This window comes from Streptomyces sp. NPDC027185 (genome assembly GCF_055567035.1).
This window is the reverse complement of record NZ_JBVHRF010000001.1, coordinates 532747-551144: the sequence shown is the minus strand read 5'-3', so window position 1 is coordinate 551144 and position 18398 is coordinate 532747. Positions and strand designations below refer to the sequence as shown.

Annotated in this window: 12 protein-coding genes; 6 read left to right on the top strand and 6 right to left on the bottom strand. The window is 75.5% G+C overall.

Features of this window, described 5'->3' with window-relative positions; all coding sequences use genetic code 11:
- Nucleotides 1-53: 53 nt before the first annotated feature.
- The 4 genes from ACZ4M8_RS02285 to ACZ4M8_RS02270 all read right to left on the bottom strand — a co-directional run bounded on the left by ACZ4M8_RS02285 (nt 54) and on the right by ACZ4M8_RS02270 (nt 6102).
- Nucleotides 54-2621, bottom strand: coding sequence for an ABC transporter permease (locus ACZ4M8_RS02285; RefSeq protein ID WP_467602649.1), 2568 nt, complete (start codon nt 2619-2621; stop codon nt 54-56).
- Nucleotides 2622-2661: 40 nt separating this feature from the next.
- Nucleotides 2662-3432 carry an ABC transporter ATP-binding protein gene (locus tag ACZ4M8_RS02280; protein ID WP_467602647.1) on the bottom strand — a complete coding sequence of 257 codons (771 nt, stop codon included), beginning with the start codon at nt 3430-3432 and terminating at the stop codon, nt 2662-2664.
- 322 nt (nt 3433-3754) lie between these two features.
- Complete coding sequence (locus ACZ4M8_RS02275; RefSeq protein WP_467602646.1) at nt 3755-4435, bottom strand: response regulator; 681 nt, start codon at nt 4433-4435, stop codon at nt 3755-3757.
- Nucleotides 4432-6102: a sensor histidine kinase gene (locus ACZ4M8_RS02270; protein WP_467602644.1), complete on the bottom strand. Its 1671-nt coding sequence runs from the start codon at nt 6100-6102 to the stop codon at nt 4432-4434. Before ACZ4M8_RS02270 ends, ACZ4M8_RS02275 begins: the two co-directional genes overlap by 4 nt.
- 566 nt (nt 6103-6668) lie before the next feature.
- Between ACZ4M8_RS02270 and ACZ4M8_RS02265 the strand changes: the two genes are divergently transcribed.
- The 3 genes from ACZ4M8_RS02265 to ACZ4M8_RS02255 all read left to right on the top strand — a co-directional run bounded on the left by ACZ4M8_RS02265 (nt 6669) and on the right by ACZ4M8_RS02255 (nt 11965).
- Entirely contained in the window at nt 6669-9044 is a 2376-nt protein-coding gene (locus ACZ4M8_RS02265; protein ID WP_467602642.1) for an acyl-CoA dehydrogenase, read from the top strand.
- A 126-nt stretch (nt 9045-9170) separates the two neighbouring features.
- The gene (locus tag ACZ4M8_RS02260) at nt 9171-10364 is read left to right on the top strand and encodes a lipid-transfer protein (protein ID WP_467602641.1); all 1194 of its coding nucleotides are present in this window, start codon (nt 9171-9173) and stop codon (nt 10362-10364) included.
- Between the two features lie 161 nt (nt 10365-10525).
- Nucleotides 10526-11965 carry an MFS transporter gene (locus tag ACZ4M8_RS02255; RefSeq protein WP_467602639.1) on the top strand — a complete coding sequence of 480 codons (1440 nt, stop codon included), beginning with the start codon at nt 10526-10528 and terminating at the stop codon, nt 11963-11965.
- Between the two features lie 420 nt (nt 11966-12385).
- Here ACZ4M8_RS02255 and ACZ4M8_RS02250 read toward each other — a convergent pair whose 3' ends face one another.
- Nucleotides 12386-13018, bottom strand: a complete 633-nt coding sequence (locus ACZ4M8_RS02250; protein ID WP_467603439.1) for a response regulator — start codon at nt 13016-13018, stop codon at nt 12386-12388.
- A gap of 32 nt (nt 13019-13050) precedes the next feature.
- Complete coding sequence (locus ACZ4M8_RS02245) at nt 13051-14358, bottom strand: sensor histidine kinase (RefSeq protein WP_467603438.1); 1308 nt, start codon at nt 14356-14358, stop codon at nt 13051-13053.
- A gap of 913 nt (nt 14359-15271) precedes the next feature.
- On the opposite strand from ACZ4M8_RS02245, the gene ACZ4M8_RS02240 reads away from it, so the two are divergent.
- From ACZ4M8_RS02240 to ACZ4M8_RS02230, 3 genes are read left to right on the top strand one after another with little or no spacing between them, the layout of a single operon-like run.
- On the top strand, nt 15272-16156 hold the full coding sequence (locus tag ACZ4M8_RS02240; protein WP_467602638.1) for a MaoC/PaaZ C-terminal domain-containing protein: 885 nt from the start codon (nt 15272-15274) through the stop codon (nt 16154-16156).
- 55 nt (nt 16157-16211) lie between these two features.
- Complete coding sequence (locus tag ACZ4M8_RS02235; RefSeq protein ID WP_467602636.1) at nt 16212-17288, top strand: Zn-dependent alcohol dehydrogenase; 1077 nt, start codon at nt 16212-16214, stop codon at nt 17286-17288.
- A gap of 60 nt (nt 17289-17348) precedes the next feature.
- Nucleotides 17349-18299 (top strand): 3-oxoacyl-ACP reductase, encoded by a 951-nt coding sequence (locus tag ACZ4M8_RS02230; RefSeq protein WP_467602634.1) that lies wholly within the window; start codon nt 17349-17351, stop codon nt 18297-18299.
- Nucleotides 18300-18398 lie beyond the last annotated feature (99 nt).

Below are 18398 nucleotides of genomic sequence, written 5' to 3'. Positions count from 1 at the left end.
GTCCCCGTAACGGAGGACGGACGGGGCCCGGTGCCGTACGCGGCGGGCCGTTCCTACGCCTGCGCGACCGCTTCCAGCGGGCTGAGCGCGGCGGCCCGGCGGGCGGGGAAGGCGGCGGCCACCGCGCCGACGGCGAGGGAGAGCAGGGCCACGAGGGCGAGCGTGCCCCAGGGGAGGGCGAAGGCGTACTGCGGGATCGCGCCGTTGGCCAGTCCGCTGACCTGCCACGCCGCGAAGAGGCCGCCCGCCATGCCGAGCAGGGTGCCGAAGGCGGCGACGCAGAGGGCCTCCAGGCGGATCATGGTGCGGACGCCGGAGCGGTCCATGCCGACGGCGCGCAGGACGCCGATCTCCCGGACACGTTCCGAGACCGCCATGGCAAGGGTGTTGACCATGCCGAGCGCGGAGATCAGCACGCCGATGGCGAGCAGCCCGAACATCAGGGTCATCAACTCGCCCGCCACACCGGCCTGCTCCTGGACGAGCTGGTCGCGGTCCTGGACCTTCAGCAGCGGGCTGTCGCCCACGGCGGCGCGCAGACGCTTCTCCATGCCGTCGGAGACCGCGCCGTCCGTGGTGCGGACCAGGACGCGCTGCACGGAGTCGCGCAGATAGCTGTGCTTCTGCACCTCGGGGCGGTAGCCGAGGACGTCCTGGGCGGTGGGATTGTCCTCGTAGACGCCGACGACGGTGTAGGGCTCGTCGCGGTCGCCGGTTCCGGGGCCCATGGTCGCCTCGATCCGCTCACCGGCGGTGAGGTGATGGTCGCGGGCGAAGCTGCGGGAGACGGCGAGCCTGCCGGGGCCGAGATCCTCGGCGGAACCGCTGACGAAGCGGAGCTTCAGCACCTCGTCCACGGTCTTCGGGTCCACCCCGGAGACCGGCTTGGCGAGCGGACCGGCGGAGAAGGTGGAGTCCGCCACGGCGGAGACGGTCCGCACGCCGGGCACGGCGGCGATCCGCCGGACGGCGGCGGAGCCGAGGTCGCCGAGGGTGGCGCGGGTGCTGATGACGTAGTCGGCGCTCAGCCCGGCGGCGGCCTGCGAGTCCAGTGCCCGGCTGGTGGACTCGTGGACGACGGCGAGACCGGAGACCAGCGCCGTACTGATCATCAGGGCGACGGCGGTGGCGGCGGTACGGCGCGGATCGCGCAGCGCGTTCTTACGGGCGAGGTGCCCGGCGGCGCCGAAGTGGGCGGTGACCTTGCCGAGCAGCCGGAGCACCGGCCCGGCGAGCAGCGGGGCCAGCACGATCAGCCCCGTCACGAGGACACCGCACCCGACCATCGCGGTCTGCAAGCTCTCGTCGTCGGCGCTGGTCGCGTCGCTCAGCGAGAACAGCAGACCCACGCCCAGAGCGACGAGGAGCGCACCGGCCACGCCACGCAGGCGGGAGACCACCACGGACGGCGGCCCTCCGGCCGTGCGCATCGCCTCGACGGGAGCGATCCGCGCCGCCCGGCGCGCCGGCAGCCACGCGGCGAGCACGGTGACGCCCACCCCCACGACGAGCGAGGCGAGGACCGCCGCCGGACCGATCACCAGCGGCCCGCTGGGCAGCAGATCGCCGGACGTGTCCAGCACCGACGGCAACACCGTGGCCACACCCAGGCCCAGCACGAACCCGAGCACGGACGCAGCCAGACCGACCAGCGCCGCCTCGGCGAGAACCGAGCGGACCACCTGACGGCGGGTGGCGCCGATCGCCCGCAACAACGCGATCTCGCGGGTACGGCGGGCCACGAGCACGGTGAAGGTGTTGACGATCAGAAACGTGCCGATGAACAGCGAAACCACGGCGAAGAGCAGCGGCAGACGCTCGTAGGCGCCGGTCGTGCCCGCGACGAAGACGGACTGCTGAGTGGCCAGGGCGGTGGCGGTGGTGGCCTGGGCCCGGTCGGCCGGCAGTACGGCGCCGACCCGGGCGGCCAGCGTGAACTCATCGGTGCCCGGCGCGGCCGTCAGATCCACCCCGCTGTAATGCCCCGGGGCGGCGAACAGCTTCTGGGCGGTGGCCTTGTCGAACGCCGCCAGGGTGCCGCCGGCGTTCACCCGGCTGTCCGTGGTGGACACCAGCCCCACCAGGCGCTTCTTCAGGGCCGGTCCGTCCGTGGCGAGCGTCACGGTGTCCCCGAGGGCGTACCCGGCGGCAGCCGCCGTCCCGCGGTCCAGCGCGACCTCACCGCCGTCGCGGGGGGCGCGGCCCGACGTGAGCGGATAGCGGGAATCCTGACCGCCGGGACCGGGGACGTAGGCGACGCCGAGCTTGCCTCTCATGGAGTCGGCCCGCATCGGCGTGCCGTCCTTGGCGGCCAGAGTGACCGAACCATCGGCCACCGGGCGGACGGAGGCGACACCGGGAAGGGCGGACAGCTTGTGGACCAAGGCGTCGTCCAGGGCCCCGTACTGCTCGTCGGGGGCGGTGCCCGGAGCGGACTTCGGGCCCACGCTCACGTCGACGCCCGCGTAGTCCTCGGACATGGCGGCGCGGGAGGCGGCGGCGACGGAGTCGGCGAAGACGAGGGAACCGGAGATGAACGCGACACCGAGACAGACCGCGAGCACGGTCATGAGCAGGCGGATCTTGTGGGCGAGAACGTTGCGCAGGGCAGTTCGCAGCATGGCGGGCTTTCGGAGTAGGGACGGCGGGCCGGGTGCGGGATCAGCGGCCCTGGGCCTCGAACGCGAGCATCCGGTCGAGCACGGCCTCGGCGGTCGGGGCGTGCAGGTCGTCCACGAGACGGCCGTCGGCGAGGAAGACGACCCGGTCGGCGTAGGCGGCGGCGGCCGGGTCGTGGGTCACCATCACCACGGTCTGGCCCAGCTCCCGCACCGAGTCCCGCAGGAAACCCAGCACCTCCGCGCCGGAACGCGAGTCGAGGTTGCCGGTCGGCTCGTCGGCGAACACGATCTCCGGGCGGGACACCAGGGCACGGGCGACGGCGACCCGCTGCTGCTGACCGCCGGAGAGCTGGGCCGGACGGTGCGCGAGGCGCCCGGACAGCCCCACGGTGGCGACGACGGCGTCCAGCCACGCGGGGTCGAGCTGCCGCCCGGCGAGGCGCAGCGGCAGCGTGATGTTCTCCAGCGCGGTCAAGGTGGGCAGCAGGTTGAAGCCCTGGAAGATGAAGCCGACCTTCTCCCGCCGCAGCTGCGTGAGCTGACGGTCTTTCAGGCCGGTGAGTTCGGTCCCACCGATCAGGGTGGAGCCCGAGGTGGCCGGGTCGAGCCCCGCCATGCAGTGCATCAGCGTCGACTTGCCCGAGCCGGACGGCCCCATGACCGCCGTGAACCGTGCCCGCGCGAACTCCACGGACACCGAGTCCAGTGCGGTGACCCGGGTCTCGCCCGCCCCGTACACCTTGGTCAGGCCCGTGGCGCGGGCGGCCGGTCCGGTGGCGGGAGGAGCGGGGGGTGTGAACGTCTGCGACATGAGGACTCCGGCTGGGGAACGACGGCCCGCGAACACCGCGGGCCGGAGCGGACATCACCCATCCTTCTGGCTCCCACCTGCACAAACATCGTTCCGCAGGCGGTCGTTGAGGCTCTGCCGAAAGGCAGGGGCCCGGCGCTCGTCCCTGCCTTTCGGCAGAGCTTCCCCGGCCCGTCTCCGCCTCAGGTCAGACCTCGGTGCCGCCCGCGCGGGACGGGTCCCGGCGTCGCCCGCCGGCGGTCCGGGCCGGACGCCACCCGCACCGGACGCGTCCCGTCCACCACGCGGGTCACTCGTACGGGTGGGAGCGGCAGGGGCCGGATCAGGGGCGCAGGCCCGTGCGGTGCGCCAGGAGGGCCGCCTGCACCCGGCTCGCCGAACCGGTCTTCTCCAAGACCGCGCCCACATGCGTCTTCACCGTGCCGACGCCGATGGCCAGCCGCTCCGCGATGTCCTGGTTCGACAGGCCCTCACCCAGCATCGCCAGCACCTCCCGCTCCCGCCCGGTCAGCCGGGCGATCCGCTCGTCCGCCACGGCGGCCGTGCCCCCGCCGTCCGGGACGCCGCCGCGCAGCATCCGGGCGATCACCGTCCCGGTGACCCCGGGGGAGAGCACCGCGTCACCGGACGCCGCCGCCCGGACCGCGCTGATCAGCTCCTGCGGCCCCTCGTCCTTCAGCAGGAACCCCGAAGCGCCGTCCCGCAGCGCCCGCAGCACGTTCTCCTCGTCACCGAAGGTCGTCAGCATCACCACACGCGGCGCCGGATCGAGGGCGAGCAACGGCCGGATCGCGGACAGCCCGTCGCACCCGGGCATCCGGATGTCCACCAGCGCCACATCCGGGCGGTGCGCCGCGGCCTCCGCGACCGCCCGGTGCCCGTCGGCGGCCTCGGCGACCACGTCGATACCGTCGGCGTGCCGCAGGATCAGCCGCACCCCGTGCCGGATCATCGCCTCGTCGTCGGCGAGCAGGACACGGATCGGCCGGGCGGGCTCGGTCACGGGGTCTCCCAGGGAGCGGCGTCCCGTACGGACGGGACGGTGAAACGGTCGATGGAGATCAGGCGCTGCGTGGTATCGAAGCAGTACCGGGCCAGGGCGAGGGAGCCGGGCCGGGCATCCCCGGGCATGTAGACGCAGCCGGCCGCCCCGGCGGGCCGCGACGGCTCGTGCCCGGTGGCCGCGGCGCGCGCGGCCGGGACGTCGACGACCCCCGTCAGCTCCTGATACGTCATGCCCGGACGCGGTTCCACCAGCCGGACCACGTGCCGAGGCTGGGCGTACACCAGGGCGACGGCGAGAGCCATCAGCACCCACAGCGCCGCGGCCCCCAGCGCGAACGCCAGCGCCCCGGCCGCCCGGGGCGTCCCCGGCAGCGCCGCCGCACCGCCGCCCGGAGCCGCCGGGGAAGCCTCCGCGCCGCCCGGCGGCCGCGGCCACGTGACGGCGTCGTCCGGCCGCACCGGAACGGTCGCCGCCACCCGGAACCCGCCGGACGGCAACGCCCCGGCCTCGAAGCCCCCGCCGAGCAGCTCGACCCGCTCCCGCAGGCCCGTCAGACCGCGCCCTGTCCCCGCCTCGGGCGGCGCGCCGTGCAAAGCGGGCGGCGCCCCGTTGCGGACGGTCACCCGCACCCTCCGGTCGTCCCGCTCGACCCGTACGGTCACATGGGCGGCCGTCGCGTACCGGTGGACGTTCGTCAGGGCCTCCCGCACCACCCGGTGCACCGCGCGCCGCACCTGCGCCGGACAGTCGCCGAGGTCGGGGCCGTCCCACTCCAGCCGGACCGCGACACCGCCGTCCCGGGACCGCGCGACCAGCGCCTCGGCATCGGCCCGGGTGCCGGTGGCGTCGGTGAGCGGATCCGGGCCGGTGTCCCCGCCGAGCGGGCCGAGGACGCCGAGGGCCTGCCGCAGCTCCCGCATCGCGTCCCGGGTGGTCCGGCGCACCAGGACGGCTTCCTCCCGCAGCTCCGGCGCGGCCCGGTCGAGGGCCAGCTCCAGCCCGCCGGCGTGCAGCGAGACGAGACTGAGCCGGTGGCCCACCAGATCGTGCATCTCGGCGGCGATCCGCGACCTCTCCTGGGTACGGGCCTCGCTGTCGGCGGACCGGCGGGCCCGCTCGGCCGCGTCGCCGCGCTCGCGCAACGCCCGCACCAGCCGGGCCTGCTGACCGTGCACCGTCCCGACCAGACCGGGCACCACCACGGCGGTCACCGCCAGCACCACCCCCAGCTCCACACCGTGCACGACCGAACCGGTACCGAACGAGGGACCGGCCGCGGTCGCGGCGACCAGCACCAGCAGCCCCGCGCCGCCGAGCAGCCGGACGCGGTGGCGCGGCCGTACCGTGCCGAGCGCCCCCGCGTACGCGGCGCCCGCCGCCACCGGACCGGCGACGGGCGCCACCCCGGCCAGTACGGCGAGGACCAGGAGCACGGCCCCGGGCCGGCGCCTCCGCACCGGGAAGAGCGCCACCGCGACCGCCCCCGCACCCAGCTGGAGAACGGGGTGCGGCAGATTCCACAACCCCCGGGCGACCGCGAACAGCGCCAGGGCGGCGAAGGCCACCCCGGCCGTCTCCGCGGCGCCCCGGCCACGTCCGCCCGGAGGCGCCCCCGCCTCCGGCCCGGGACGACCGGCACGACGGAAACCGCTGATGAGGAGCATGCCGTCCAGTATTGGCCGCGCCGGACGAGCCGGCATGGACCTCAAGACCGATCCGGGCTCTGCCTTTCGGCAGAGCCCGGTCGTGGAGCGGCACGGGAGCCCGGTGCGGATGCCGGCCACCTGGGCCCGTCCGCCGTGGCGGGCAGGGTGCGGACGCGGGGCGGGCGGAGGGATCCGGGCGGCCCCGCACGGGCGCCGTGTGCCGGGTGAGCTTCCCGGAGTGCCTGCGGGGCGGCAGGTGTCCCGGGTCACGGTTGCCCGTGGCGGCGTGCGCCGCCGTGCTCGGTCCCGTCCGTCGTGGTGGCGTTCCGGCCATCGGGCTGGGGGCGGTGGTGGCGTTCCGGGCGGCCCCGCACGGGCGCCGTGCGCCGGGGTGGAGCTTCCCGGAGTGTCCGGGGCGCGAGGCGGCAGACCCCCGGGACAGGGTCGTCCGGGGCGGCGGGGCGCGGCGGGGTGCCCCGGGTCGGTGCTTCCCGAGGCGGAGCGGGGCCCCCGGGGCGGCCGTACCGCCATCCATCCCGTACCTGACCTTCCGTCAGATTGAAACGTGTTCTACTCTGCCCGCCATGGGCATCGGAATCACGCAGGAACACCGTGACCTGGCCGAGGCGGTACGCGGATGGGCCGCGCGGACCGCGCCGCCCGAGGCGGTCCGCGCGAGCGCCGACGCGGGGGGCTCCGGCACACCCCGGGCCGCTGACCGTCCCGCCCACTGGGACGACCTCGCCGCCCAAGGACTCCTCGCCCCGCACCTCCCGGAACGCCTGGGCGGAGGCGGCGGCACCGCACTCGACCTCGCGGTGGTCCTGGAGGAGCTGGGCGCCGCCCTCTTCCCCGGCCCGTACCTGCCCAGCGCCCTCGCCGCCGGACTGCTCCACCACAGCGGCGCGGACGACCTCGCCGCACGCCTCGCCACCGGCGACCGGATCGGCGCCGTCGCCCTCGGACCGGGCACCCTCACCGCCACCGCCGGACCCGACGGCTACGTACTCGACGGCACCGCCCCGCCCGTCGTCGGCGGCGGCCCCGCGGACCTGATCCTGCTGGCCGCCCGGGAGACGGCGGGGGACGGGGGCGAGCCCGGGGCGGCGAGCGGCGGTGCACCCGGGGAGACGCCCGGGGAGGCGCCGGACCGGGCCGCCACCGGGGCGCCGGACGCCGGGGCCGGGCCCGGTGGCGGGCGGCCGGGTGCCGCGGCCGGGCAGTCACCCGCGGACGCGACCCGGCCCGCCGGGGGCGGCGCGCCCGCCACCCGCTGGTTCGCCGTGGACGCCGCCGCGCTCACCGTCCGCGTGCGGGACGGGGCGGACCTGCTGCGGACCGTCGCCGAGGTACGGGCCGACGCCGTGACCGTGCCCGCCGCGCGGCGCCTCACCGTCGACGCCGACCTCGTCCGGGACCTCGCCGGGGTGCTGTACGCCGCCGAGAGCTGCGGCACCGCCGCCCGTACGCTGCGCACCGCCACCGAACACGCCGCCGTGCGCGTGCAGTTCGGGCGTCCCATCGGCCAGTTCCAGGCCGTCAAACACCTCTGCGCCACCATGCTGATCCGCTGCGAGACGGCGCGGGCACTGGTCTGGGACGCGGCGCGGGCCCTCGGCGCACCGCCCGCCGAACGCGCCCTCGCCGCCGCGCTCGCCACCGCCACCGCCCTCGACGCCGCCTTCGACAACGCCAAGGACTGCATCCAGATCCTCGGCGGCACCGGCTTCACCTGGGAACACCCCGCCCACCTGCACCTGCGCCGGGCCACCGCCGCCCGCCAGCTCCTCGGCCCCGGCGACACCCACCGGCAGCGCGCCGTCCGCCTCGCCGCCGACGGCGCCCGCCGCCCCCTCCACCTCGAACTCCCGCCCGCCGCCGACGCGTTCCGCCGACAGGCCCGTACCGCCCTCGGTGCCGCCCGCGGCCTCGACCCGGCCGCCGCCCGCCGCGCCCTCGCCCCCACCGGGTACGCCGCCCCGCACCTGCCGCCCCCGTACGGACTCGGCGCCGGGCCCGTCCGGCAACTCGCCATCCAGCAGGAGATGGCCGCCGCCGGTATCGCACTCTCCGGCCTCTCCATCGCCACCTGGGTCGTCCCCGCCCTCCTCACCCACGGCACCGACGCCCAACGCGCCCGCTACCTGCCGCCGACGCTCCGCGGCGACCTCGCCTGGTGCCAGCTCTTCTCCGAACCCGAAGCCGGCTCCGACCTCGCCTCCCTGCGCACCCGCGCCGAACGGACCGCCGACGGCTGGCGCGTCACCGGCCAGAAGGTGTGGACCTCCGCCGCCCGCGACGCCGACCACGCCATCCTTCTCGCCCGCACCGACCCCGACGCCCCCAAACACCGCGGCCTGACCTTCTTCGTCCTCGACATGCGCGCCCCCGGCATCACCGTCCGCCCACTGCGCGAGATCACCGGCGACGCGCTCTTCAACGAGGTCTTCCTCGACGGCGTCGACCTCCCCGCCGACGCCGTCGTCGGCGCCGTGCACGACGGCTGGAAGGTCGCCCGCACCACCCTGGGCAACGAACGCGTCCACATGGCCGACCAGATGACGTTCGGCACCGGGCTCACCACCCTCCTCGACCACGCCGCCCGCCGCGACGGCGCCGTCCGCGCCCGCGCCGGGGCGCTCGCCGCCGAAGCGCACGCCCTCGGCTGCCTCACCCTGCGCACCACCCTCCAGCAGGTCGCCGGTGAGGAACCGGGCGCCGGAGCCAGCATCCGCAAACTCGTCCAGACCCCCCACCAGCAGAAAACCGCCGAACTGGCCCTCGAACTCCTCGGCCCCGACGGCACCCTGGACGAAGGGCCCGGCGCCCGCGCCCTGCACGGCTTCCTGATGTCGCGCTGCCTGACCATCGCCGGCGGCACCACCCAGGTCCAGCTCAACGTCGTCGCCGAACGGCTCCTCGGCCTGCCCCGCGACCCCGAACCCCGGCCCCTGACCTGACCCGTCCGGCTCGCGTCCGGCGCGGGCCCCGGCCCTCCCGGCACCATCCGACCGGCGGGCGCGCCCCGCGAGCCCGGTCCCGCACCGGGCCGCCCCGGCCGCCCCGTAGACGCCCTGGAGACCCCCATGAGCGGCAAGGCGTACATCATCGGCGTCGGCATGACGCCCTTCACCAAACCCGAGAGCGGCGACCGGCGGTACTGGGACCTCGCCGCCGAGGCGGGCGGCAACGCCCTCGCCGACGCCGGAATCGGCTACGACGCCGTCGAACAGGTCCCCGTCGGCTACTGCCACCAGCAATCCACCGCGGGCCAACGCGCCGTCTACGGACTCGGCATGACCGGCGTCCCCGTCTACAACGTCAACAACAACTGCGCCACCGGCGCCACCGCCCTGATGCTGGCCCGCCAGTTCGTCGCGGCGGGCGTCAACGACTGCGTCCTCGCCCTCGGCTTCGAACAGATGCGGCGCGGCGCCCTCGGCGCGGGCGCCGGCAGCGGCGACCTCGCCGCCTCACCCGTCGCCCGCCACTACGGCGTGATGGCCGCCACCCACGGCTTCGCGAAAACCCCGCCCACCGCGCAACTCTTCGGCAACGCCGCCCGTGAACACATGGAACGCCACGGCACCACCGCCGAACAGCTCGCCGCCGTCGGCGCCAAGAACCACCGCCACTCCGCCCACAACCCGTACGCGCAGTTCCGCGACGTGTACACGGTCGAGGACGTCCTCGCCGCGCCCGTCGTCCACGCCCCGCTGACCCGGCTCCAGTGCTCCCCGACCTCGGACGGCGCCGCCGCGGCCGTCGTGGCCTCCGAACGGTTCGTCGCCGCCCACGGCCTCGCCGGCCACGCCGTCGAGATCGCCGCACAGGCCATGACCACCGACACCGAGGCCAGCTTCACCACCGGCACCTGCACCGACGTCGTCGGCACCCCGCTCACCCGCGCCGCCGCCCGCCAGGTCTACGAAACCAGCGGCCTCGGCATCGAGGACATCGACGTCATCGAGCTGCACGACTGCTTCTCCGTCAACGAACTCCTCACCTACGAGGCGCTCGGCATGTGCGCCGAGGGCGCGTCCGGCCCGCTCGTCGCCGACGGCGCCACCACCTACGGCGGCCGGTGGGTCGTCAACCCCTCCGGCGGGCTGATCTCCAAGGGCCACCCGCTGGGCGCCACCGGCCTCGCCCAGGCCGCCGAACTGGTCTGGCAGCTGCGCGGCACGGCCGGGGAACGCCAGGTGCCCGGCGCCCGCACCGGCCTCGCCCACAACATCGGCCTCGGCGGCGCCGCGGTGGTGACCCTGCTCCGCAAGTGACGCCGGAAAGCGGCGAGTTGGACGGTGCGCGGGGACCGAACCGGGCCTCCCCGGGCGCGTATCGGTCGTAGGTCCTAGGACCATGCCCGCGACCTGCGACGGGGCCGGGACCGGGCGGATATCCGATACGCGTTCGGTCCGGCGGGTGCGACCATTGCTCCATGCCCCCGACTGCTTCCCCGTCCACCGCCCTGTCCGCTCCACCCCGCCGCAGCACGCCCCCCGGCTGGCTCGTCACGCTGCTGGTCTGCTCCGGTCAGTTCCTCGTCATCCTCGACGTCTCCGTCGTCAACGTCGCACTGCCCGCCATGCGCTCCGGACTGGGCCTGAGCGAACTGGGCCTGCAGTGGATCGTCAACGCCTACGTCATCACCTTCGCCGGCTTCATGCTGCTGGGCGGGCGGGCCGCCGACCTCTTCGGCCGTAAGCGGATATTCGTCCTCGGGCTGGCGCTCTTCACCGTCTCCAGCCTCGCCGGGGGAGCCGCACAGGAGCCCTGGCAGCTGATCACCGCCCGCTCCCTCCAGGGCATCGGCGCCGCCATCCTCTCCCCGGCGACCCTCACCATCCTGACGACATCCTTCCCGACCGGCCCCGCCCGGACCCGGGCCATCGCCACCTGGTCGGCGGTCGGCGCCGGCGGCGGCGCGGTCGGCGGACTCGTCGGCGGCGTGCTCACGCAGTACCTGTCGTGGCGCTGGGTGCTGCTGATCAACGTCCCCGTCGGCGCGCTGGTGCTGATCGGCGCCGTGCTCTGGCTCACCGAGAGCCGCCAGGACACCGCCCGCCGCCTCGACATACCCGGCGCACTGCTGGCCACCGCCGGTCTCGGACTCGTCGCCTACGGCATCGTGCAGACGGAGACGGCGGGCTGGGGCTCCGCCGCCGCCCTGCTGCCGCTCATCGCCGGACTGCTGGTCATCGCCGCGTTCCTCGCCGTCGAGGCACGCGCCAAGGCGCCGCTGATGCCGCTCGCCATGTTCCGCACCCGGGCGGTTTCCTCCGCCAACGCCGCGATGCTGCTCTCCGGCGCCGCGATGTTCTCCATGTGGTACTTCCTCTCCCTCTACGTGCAGAACGTCCTCGACTACTCCCCGCTGCGGGCCGGACTCTCCTTCATCCCGCACTCGCTGAGCATCGTCATCGGCTCCAAACTCGCCCCGCGGCTGATGCGCCGCACCGGCGCCAAGACCCTCGCGGTCTGCGGCGCGGCGATCTCCGCCTGCGGCATGCTCTGGCAGGGCACCATGGGCGTCGACGGCACCTACCTCGGCACCCTGCTGGGCCCCGGCATCCTGATGGCCTTCGGCGCCGGACTCTCGGCCACCCCCGTCGCCGCCGTCGCCACCTCCGGCGCCGCCCCCGGCGACCAGGGCCTGGTTTCCGGCCTGATCAACACCTCCCGCCAGATGGGCGGCGCCCTGGGCCTGTCCATCCTCTCCACCGTCGCCGCCGCCCGAGCCCTGTCCGGCGACGGCCCCGCGGCCCTGGCCGACGGCTACGGCCTCGCCTTCCATGTCGGGGCGGTGGTCCTGCTGGGCGCGGTCGTGCTGATGGTCATAGCCCTGCCGCGCCGCAGCAAGGACGCGGGGCACGCCTGACGCGGCACGCCTGACACGGCACGGTTTGACGCGGCAACCGCCCGGCGCGGCAGCCCGCACCTGGTACGGCGGGCCGCGTTCCGTCCCGGGGCGGGCGCGCGTGCCTGACCGTGCGAGGTGTGGCTGAGGGAGCGCCTGCCGGGAGGCGGGTGCGTTCCCGCTTCCGGGAGCGGGTGGTGAGGGTGGCTCGTGCCCGGTGCTTCCCGGACTCGGATCCGGGATCCGGGGAGCGGGTGGCCTGGGTAGCTTGTGCCCGGGGCTTCCGGGGCTTCCGGGGCTTCCGGGGCTTCCGGGGCTTCCGGGGCTTCCGGCGATGAAGCGCCGGGCGGCCGGGCCGGGAGGCGCCGGTCCGGCAGGGGAGGCCCCCGCCCCGCCCCGTGTCCGCTCCGCCTCGCGGCCCCGGTGCTCGACCCGTTGCCGCTACAGCCAGCCGTTGCGGCGGGCCGCGCGGACCGCCTCGATGCGGTTGCGGGTGCCGGTCTTGCCGATCGCGGCGGAGAGGTAGTTGCGGACGGTGGCCTGGGAGAGGTGCAGCACTCCGGCGATATCGGCGACGGTCGCGCCGTCCACCGCCGCGGTCAGCACATCGCGTTCGCGGGGCGTGAGCGGATTGGGCCCGGCGCTGAGCGCCGCCGCGGCCAGTCCCGGATCGATCACCCGCTCCCCGGCCAGCACCCGCCGGATCGCCGCCGCCAGGTCCTCCACCGGCCCGTCCTTCACCAGGAATCCGGCGGCCCCCGCCTCCATCGCCCGGCGCAGATACCCCGGCCGCCCGAAGGTCGTCAGGATCAGCACCTTGCACGACGGCAGCCCGGCCCGCAGGTCGGCCGCCACGTCCAGCCCGCTGCGGCCCGGCAGTTCGATGTCGAGCAGCGCCACGTCCGGCCGCGTCGCCAGCGCCTCCGCCATGATCCGGTCGCCCGCCGCGACCTGCGCGACGACCTCCATGTCCTCCTCAAGCCCCAGCAGCAGCGCCAGCGCGCCGCGCATCATCCCCTGATCCTCCGCGAGCAGCAGCCGCACCGGCTGCCCCGCCCGCTCGTCCCGCGCCATCTCGTCCACGGGACGAGGGTACGGGCCCCGGCTCAGCCCTCGTCGTCCGCCGCCTCGCCGCCCACCGGGAGGTGAGCGGTCAGCCGGAAGCCACGGCGCCCGTCGGGCCCGAAGGCCAGGGTGCCCCCGGCCGCCGCCAGCCGCTCGGCCAGCCCCCGCAGCCCCGTGCCACCGACCGGCCGGGCAGCGGCCCCGGTCCCGGCCTCCGGCGCCCCCGGCACCTCCGCCCCGGCCTCCGGCACCTCCGCCCCGGAGCCCCCGGCCCCCGGTACCTCGTGTCCGGAAGCCCCGGCCTCCGGCCCCCCGTCCCGGGAAGTCCCAGCTCCTGCCCCGGCCTCAGACGCCCCGGCGTCAGACGCCCCTGCCCTCCGCGCTCCGGAAGCCGGAGCCTTGCCCTCCCGAGCCCCGCTCTCCGGAGCCCCGTCGCCGCTCGTCTCCCTCGGCCCCCGGCCGTCGTCCGTCACCGTCAGGCGGGCCCGGTCCTCGTCCACCCGTACCTCGATCGTGCAGCGGGTGGCGCCGCTGTGGCGGACGGTGTTGGTGACGCCCTCGCGGACCACCCAGCCCAGGAGCGCACCGGCCTGCGGGGGCAGCGGCGGGCCCGACTGATGGACCTCCGGGGCGATACCGGCGGCCTCCAGCATCGAGCGGGCGCGGTCCAGTTCGAGGGAGAGACTGCCCTCGCGGTAGCCGCTGACCGCCTCCCGGATCTCGGTCAGCGCCTGCCGGCCGACGGCCTCGATATCGGCCGCCTGCTCCAGCGCCGCGTCCAGATCGCGCGGGCCCAGCCGCCGTACCGCCTCCGCCTTGACGACCACCACGGACAGCGTGTGGCCCAGCAGGTCGTGCAGATCGCGGGAGAAACGCAGCCGCTCCCGCTCCACCGCGCCGCGCGCCAGCTCCTGCCGGGTGGCGTCCAGCTCCTTGATGGTGTCGAAGAGGCTGAGCACCGTCGCCGTCACCATGCCGGACAGGAACGTGCCGTACCCGATGCCGAACGCGCCCTTCGGGTCGTGCTGCCCCATCAGATAACCCGCCGAGCCGCCGAGCACCAGCAGCCAGAGCGCCAGCTTCCGGCCCCGCAGCGGCTGGACGGTGCCGGAGGCCAGGGCCAGCAGCAGGAAGAACAGGTACCAGCTCCCGCCGAAGCCGAGAGCGACGGCGTAGGTCACGGCGGCCAGCGCGGCCAGCGCCCACACCGGCGCGGCCGTGGCGCGCAGCCGCGGGTTGAAGGAGAGGAAGACGACAGAGACGTAGAGGGAGTTGAAGGCCAGCAGCCCGGCGCCGGCCAGCCACGGGTTACCGGTCCGCCCCTGGATGATGTGGGAGAACGCGCCCATCCCCAGCAGCAGCCAGGGCAGGAACGCGTACCGCCCCGGCGCCTTCCCGTAACCGCGCGCCGACCACCGCCTCCCCTCGCTCTGCTTCCCGCCCGTCTCCCGGGGGCGGCCCCACGCCCCGCCGAGCCGGTCCACCTTCCGCCACTCCGCCCGGCGCCGCGGCCCTCGTGCCCCGTCCGTCCCCGGCTGTCGGCCCCGCACCCGGCCGAGCAGGTCCGTCCCCCGGCGCCGCGGCCCGCCGGGCCGGTCCGCGTCCCGCGCCGGATCCCGGTGCCGTGCGGCGCCACCGGCCGTCCCGCCGTCGCCCGCGTCCTCGGGGTGATTCGTCCGCCGCACTGTCATTCCCCCAGGTCGGGTCGGTCTCTCCGGTACGCGCGCGCCGGGCCCGGCGGGTCGCCCCGCTCGGGCCGCCGGCCGCGCGTCCATGGTTCTCACGGTCATGACGGTACGCAGCGCCGACGTGGCCGGGCAGAGGAGAACGAGGGGGCGGGGCCTGGGACAAATGTCACGGGTGCGGCCTCGCCCCCGTAACTGACGATCCGTCAGGGGGGTTCCGGGCGCCGGACGGATCGGCTATACAGGACCCCATCGGCTAGAACGCGTTCTAGAAGTGCGGGTGCGCCCGGAGCCGCCGGCCGCACACCGGCCCCCGGCGGCCACCGGACCAGCCCGCCACCGGCCCGAGCACCAGGCCCCGGCCCACCGGCCGGGCGCCCGGACCGAGCGCCCCGCTCGGCCCCGGCCCGCTCCGGACCGGCCGGGCGTACGGGGCACCCGGCCCCGGGCGCGCCACCGGGCGACCCCGGCCCGCACCCACCGGACGCGTCCCGGCCGACCCGGTACGGCCCCGGCCCGTCGACGGTGCGGACGACGGGCCGGGGTCCTCCTACGCGCGAAGGAGCGAGACAGCCCGATGCCCATCGACGTCGCCAAGGCCACCGGCGCCCCGCCGCGGACCACCGAACTCACCTGGAGCCACAAGGACGTTCAGCTCTACCACCTCGGCATCGGCGCCGGCGCCCCCACCCCGGAGAAGGCCCACCCCGCCACCGACCCCGACGAACTGCGCTACACGCTGGAGAGCGCACTGCATGTGCTGCCCAGCTTCGCCACCGTCGCCGGCGGGGGCATGGCGGTCGCCGGAGGACTGTCCGCCCCGGGCATCGACGTCGACCTCGCCGCCGTCCTCCACGGCGGCCAGACCGTCACCGTCCACCGCCCCCTGCCGGTCTCCGGCCGCGCCACCCAGACCTCCACCGTGCCCGCCGTGTACGACAAGACCAAGGCGGCCGTCATCGTGCTGCGCTCCGAGGTCGCCGACGACGACGGGCCGCTGTGGACCTGCGACACCCAGATCTTCGTCCGCGGCGAGGGCGGCTTCGGCGGCGACCGCGGCCCCTCCGCCCGCACCGAGGTGCCCGAACGCGCCCCCGACCTCACCACCGAACGCCTCATCCGCGAGGACCAGGCCCTCCTCTACCGCCTCTCCGGCGACTGGAACCCGCTCCACGCCGACCCGTCGTTCGCGCGGCTCGCCGGGTTCGACCGGCCCATCCTGCACGGCCTCTGCTCGTACGGCGTCGCCCTCAAGGCCGTCGTCGACACCGCCCTCGGCGGCGACGTCTCCCGGGTCCGCGCCTACACCACCCGCTTCGCCGGGATCGTCCTCCCCGGCGAGACGCTGCGCCTGCGGCTGTGGCGCGACACCCCCGGGCCCGGCCGTATCCAGGTGCTGGTCACCGCCGCCGACCGCGACGACGCCCCGGTCCTCGCCGACACCGTCGTCGACCACACCTGACCCGCGCCCCGCCCCGCCACCCGCACCGTCCGTTCGTACGAGAAGGAGCCGCACCGTGCGCGCAGCCGTACAGCACGAGACAGGACAGGACCGCCTCGATGTCCTCGACGATGTCGAGGCGGTGGGCTTCGGGCCCGGCAAGGTCAGGATGCGGGTGCGGGCCACCGGTCTGTGCCACTCCGACCTCTCCGCGATGAGCGGGGTGCTGCCGCAGCCCACCCCGTTCGTCCCCGGCCACGAGGGCGCCGGCGAGATCCTCGACGTCGGCGACGGCGTCACCGCCCTCGCCTCCGGCGACCGCGTCCTGATGTGCTGGCTGCCCGCCTGCGGCACCTGCCCGTCCTGCAAACGCGGCCAGAGCCACCTCTGCCTGGCCGGGTTCATGAACGCCGGGACGCCCAACTTCCGGCGGCCCGGCGGCGACGTCTTCGGCTTCGCCGGCACCGGCACCTTCGCCGAGGAGGTCGTCGTCGCCGCCCACTGCGCCGTCCCCATCCCCGACGACGTCCCGTACGACATCGCCGCCCTCATCGGCTGCGGCGTCACCACCGGCCTCGGCGCCGTCCTCAACACCGCGAAGGTGGAGGCCGGCTCGTCCGTCGCCGTCATCGGCTGCGGCGGCGTCGGCATCTCCGTCATCCAGGGCGCGCGGGCCTGCGGCGCCGCCCACATCACCGCCGTCGACCCGGTGCCCGCCCGCCGCGAGGCCGCCCTCCGCTTCGGCGCCACCGAAGCCGTGGAGCCCGACGCCCTCGCCGACGCCAAGGCCAAGGTCACCGCGGGCGAGGGCTACGACTACGTCTTCGAGGTCGTCGGCAAGTCCGCCACCGCCCGCACCGCCTACGAGACCACCCGCCGCGGCGGCACCCTCTGCGTCGTCGGCGCCGGCGCCCTCGACGACTCCTTCCAGGTCAGCATGTTCGAGCTGTTCTTCGACGAGAAGCGCATCCTGCCCTCCCTCTACGGCGGCGGCGACGTCCTGCGCTCCTACGAACGCGCCATCGCCCTGTGGCGCGCCGGACGCATCGACCTCGAAGGGCTGATCACCCACCGCGTCCGCCTCGCCGACATCAACGACGCCCTCGACCAGATGCGCACCGGCACCTCCCTGCGCACCTGCATCGAACTGTGACCGCCCCGGGCCGGACGGCCGTACGGCGGCCGCCGGGCCCCGCGACCGAGAGGAACGGCATTGACCGGCACCGCACTCCCCCTGGACGGACGCACCGCCGTCGTCACCGGCGCGGGCCGCGGCCTGGGCCGCGCCGAGGCGCTGGAACTGGCGCGGCTCGGCGCCGCCGTCGTCGTCAACGACTTCGGGGCGCCGGGCCGCGACGGCTCCGGTGAGGCGTCCGCCGCCCCCGCCGAACAGGTCGTCGCCGAGATCACCGCGGCCGGCGGCCGGGCCCTCGCCCACACCGGCGACGTCGCCGACCACGCCCAGGCGGGCGAACTGATCGACCTCGCCCTGACCACCTACGGCGGCCTCGACATCCTGGTCAACAACGCGGGCATCCTCCGCGACCGGATGATCTTCTCCATGACCGAGGACGAATGGGACTCCGTCGTCCGCGTCCACCTCAAGGGCCACTTCAACACCACCCACTTCGCCGCGAAGCACTGGCGCGCACAGTCCAAGGCAGCCGGCGCCCCCGCCTACGGCCGCATCGTCAACACCTCCTCCGAGGCGTTCCTCGCCGGCTCGGCGGGCCAGCCCAACTACGCCGCGGCCAAGGGCGGCATCGTGGGCCTGACCACCTCCACCGCCCTGGCCCTGGCCAAGTACGGCGTCACCGCCAACGCCATCTGCCCGCGCGCCCGCACCCGCATGACCGAGGACGTCTTCGCCGGCTTCGCCGAACCCGCCGACGGCGCCCTCGACCCGCTGGCCCCCGAACACGTCGCCCCGCTCGTCGGCTACCTCGCCTCCCCGGCCGCCGCCCGCGTCAACGGCCAACTGCTGGTCGTCCACGGCGGCATGGTCGCCATCGCCGAACGCCCCCGCATCGCCGCCCAGTTCGACAGCGCCGGGGAGACCTTCACCTACGGCGAACTCGACGCCGCCCTCACGCCGTACTACGCGGCGCGCCCGGCGGGGGAGACCTTCGCCGCCGCCGAGGTACTGGGGCTCAAGCGGGGGTGAGGCCGGGCGGCGGACGCTTCGGCCGGCCGCCGGATCGCCGACCGGCCCGTACCGCACCGTGGCCGATCGGGGCCGGTCCCGGTACGGTCCGGGTCCGTC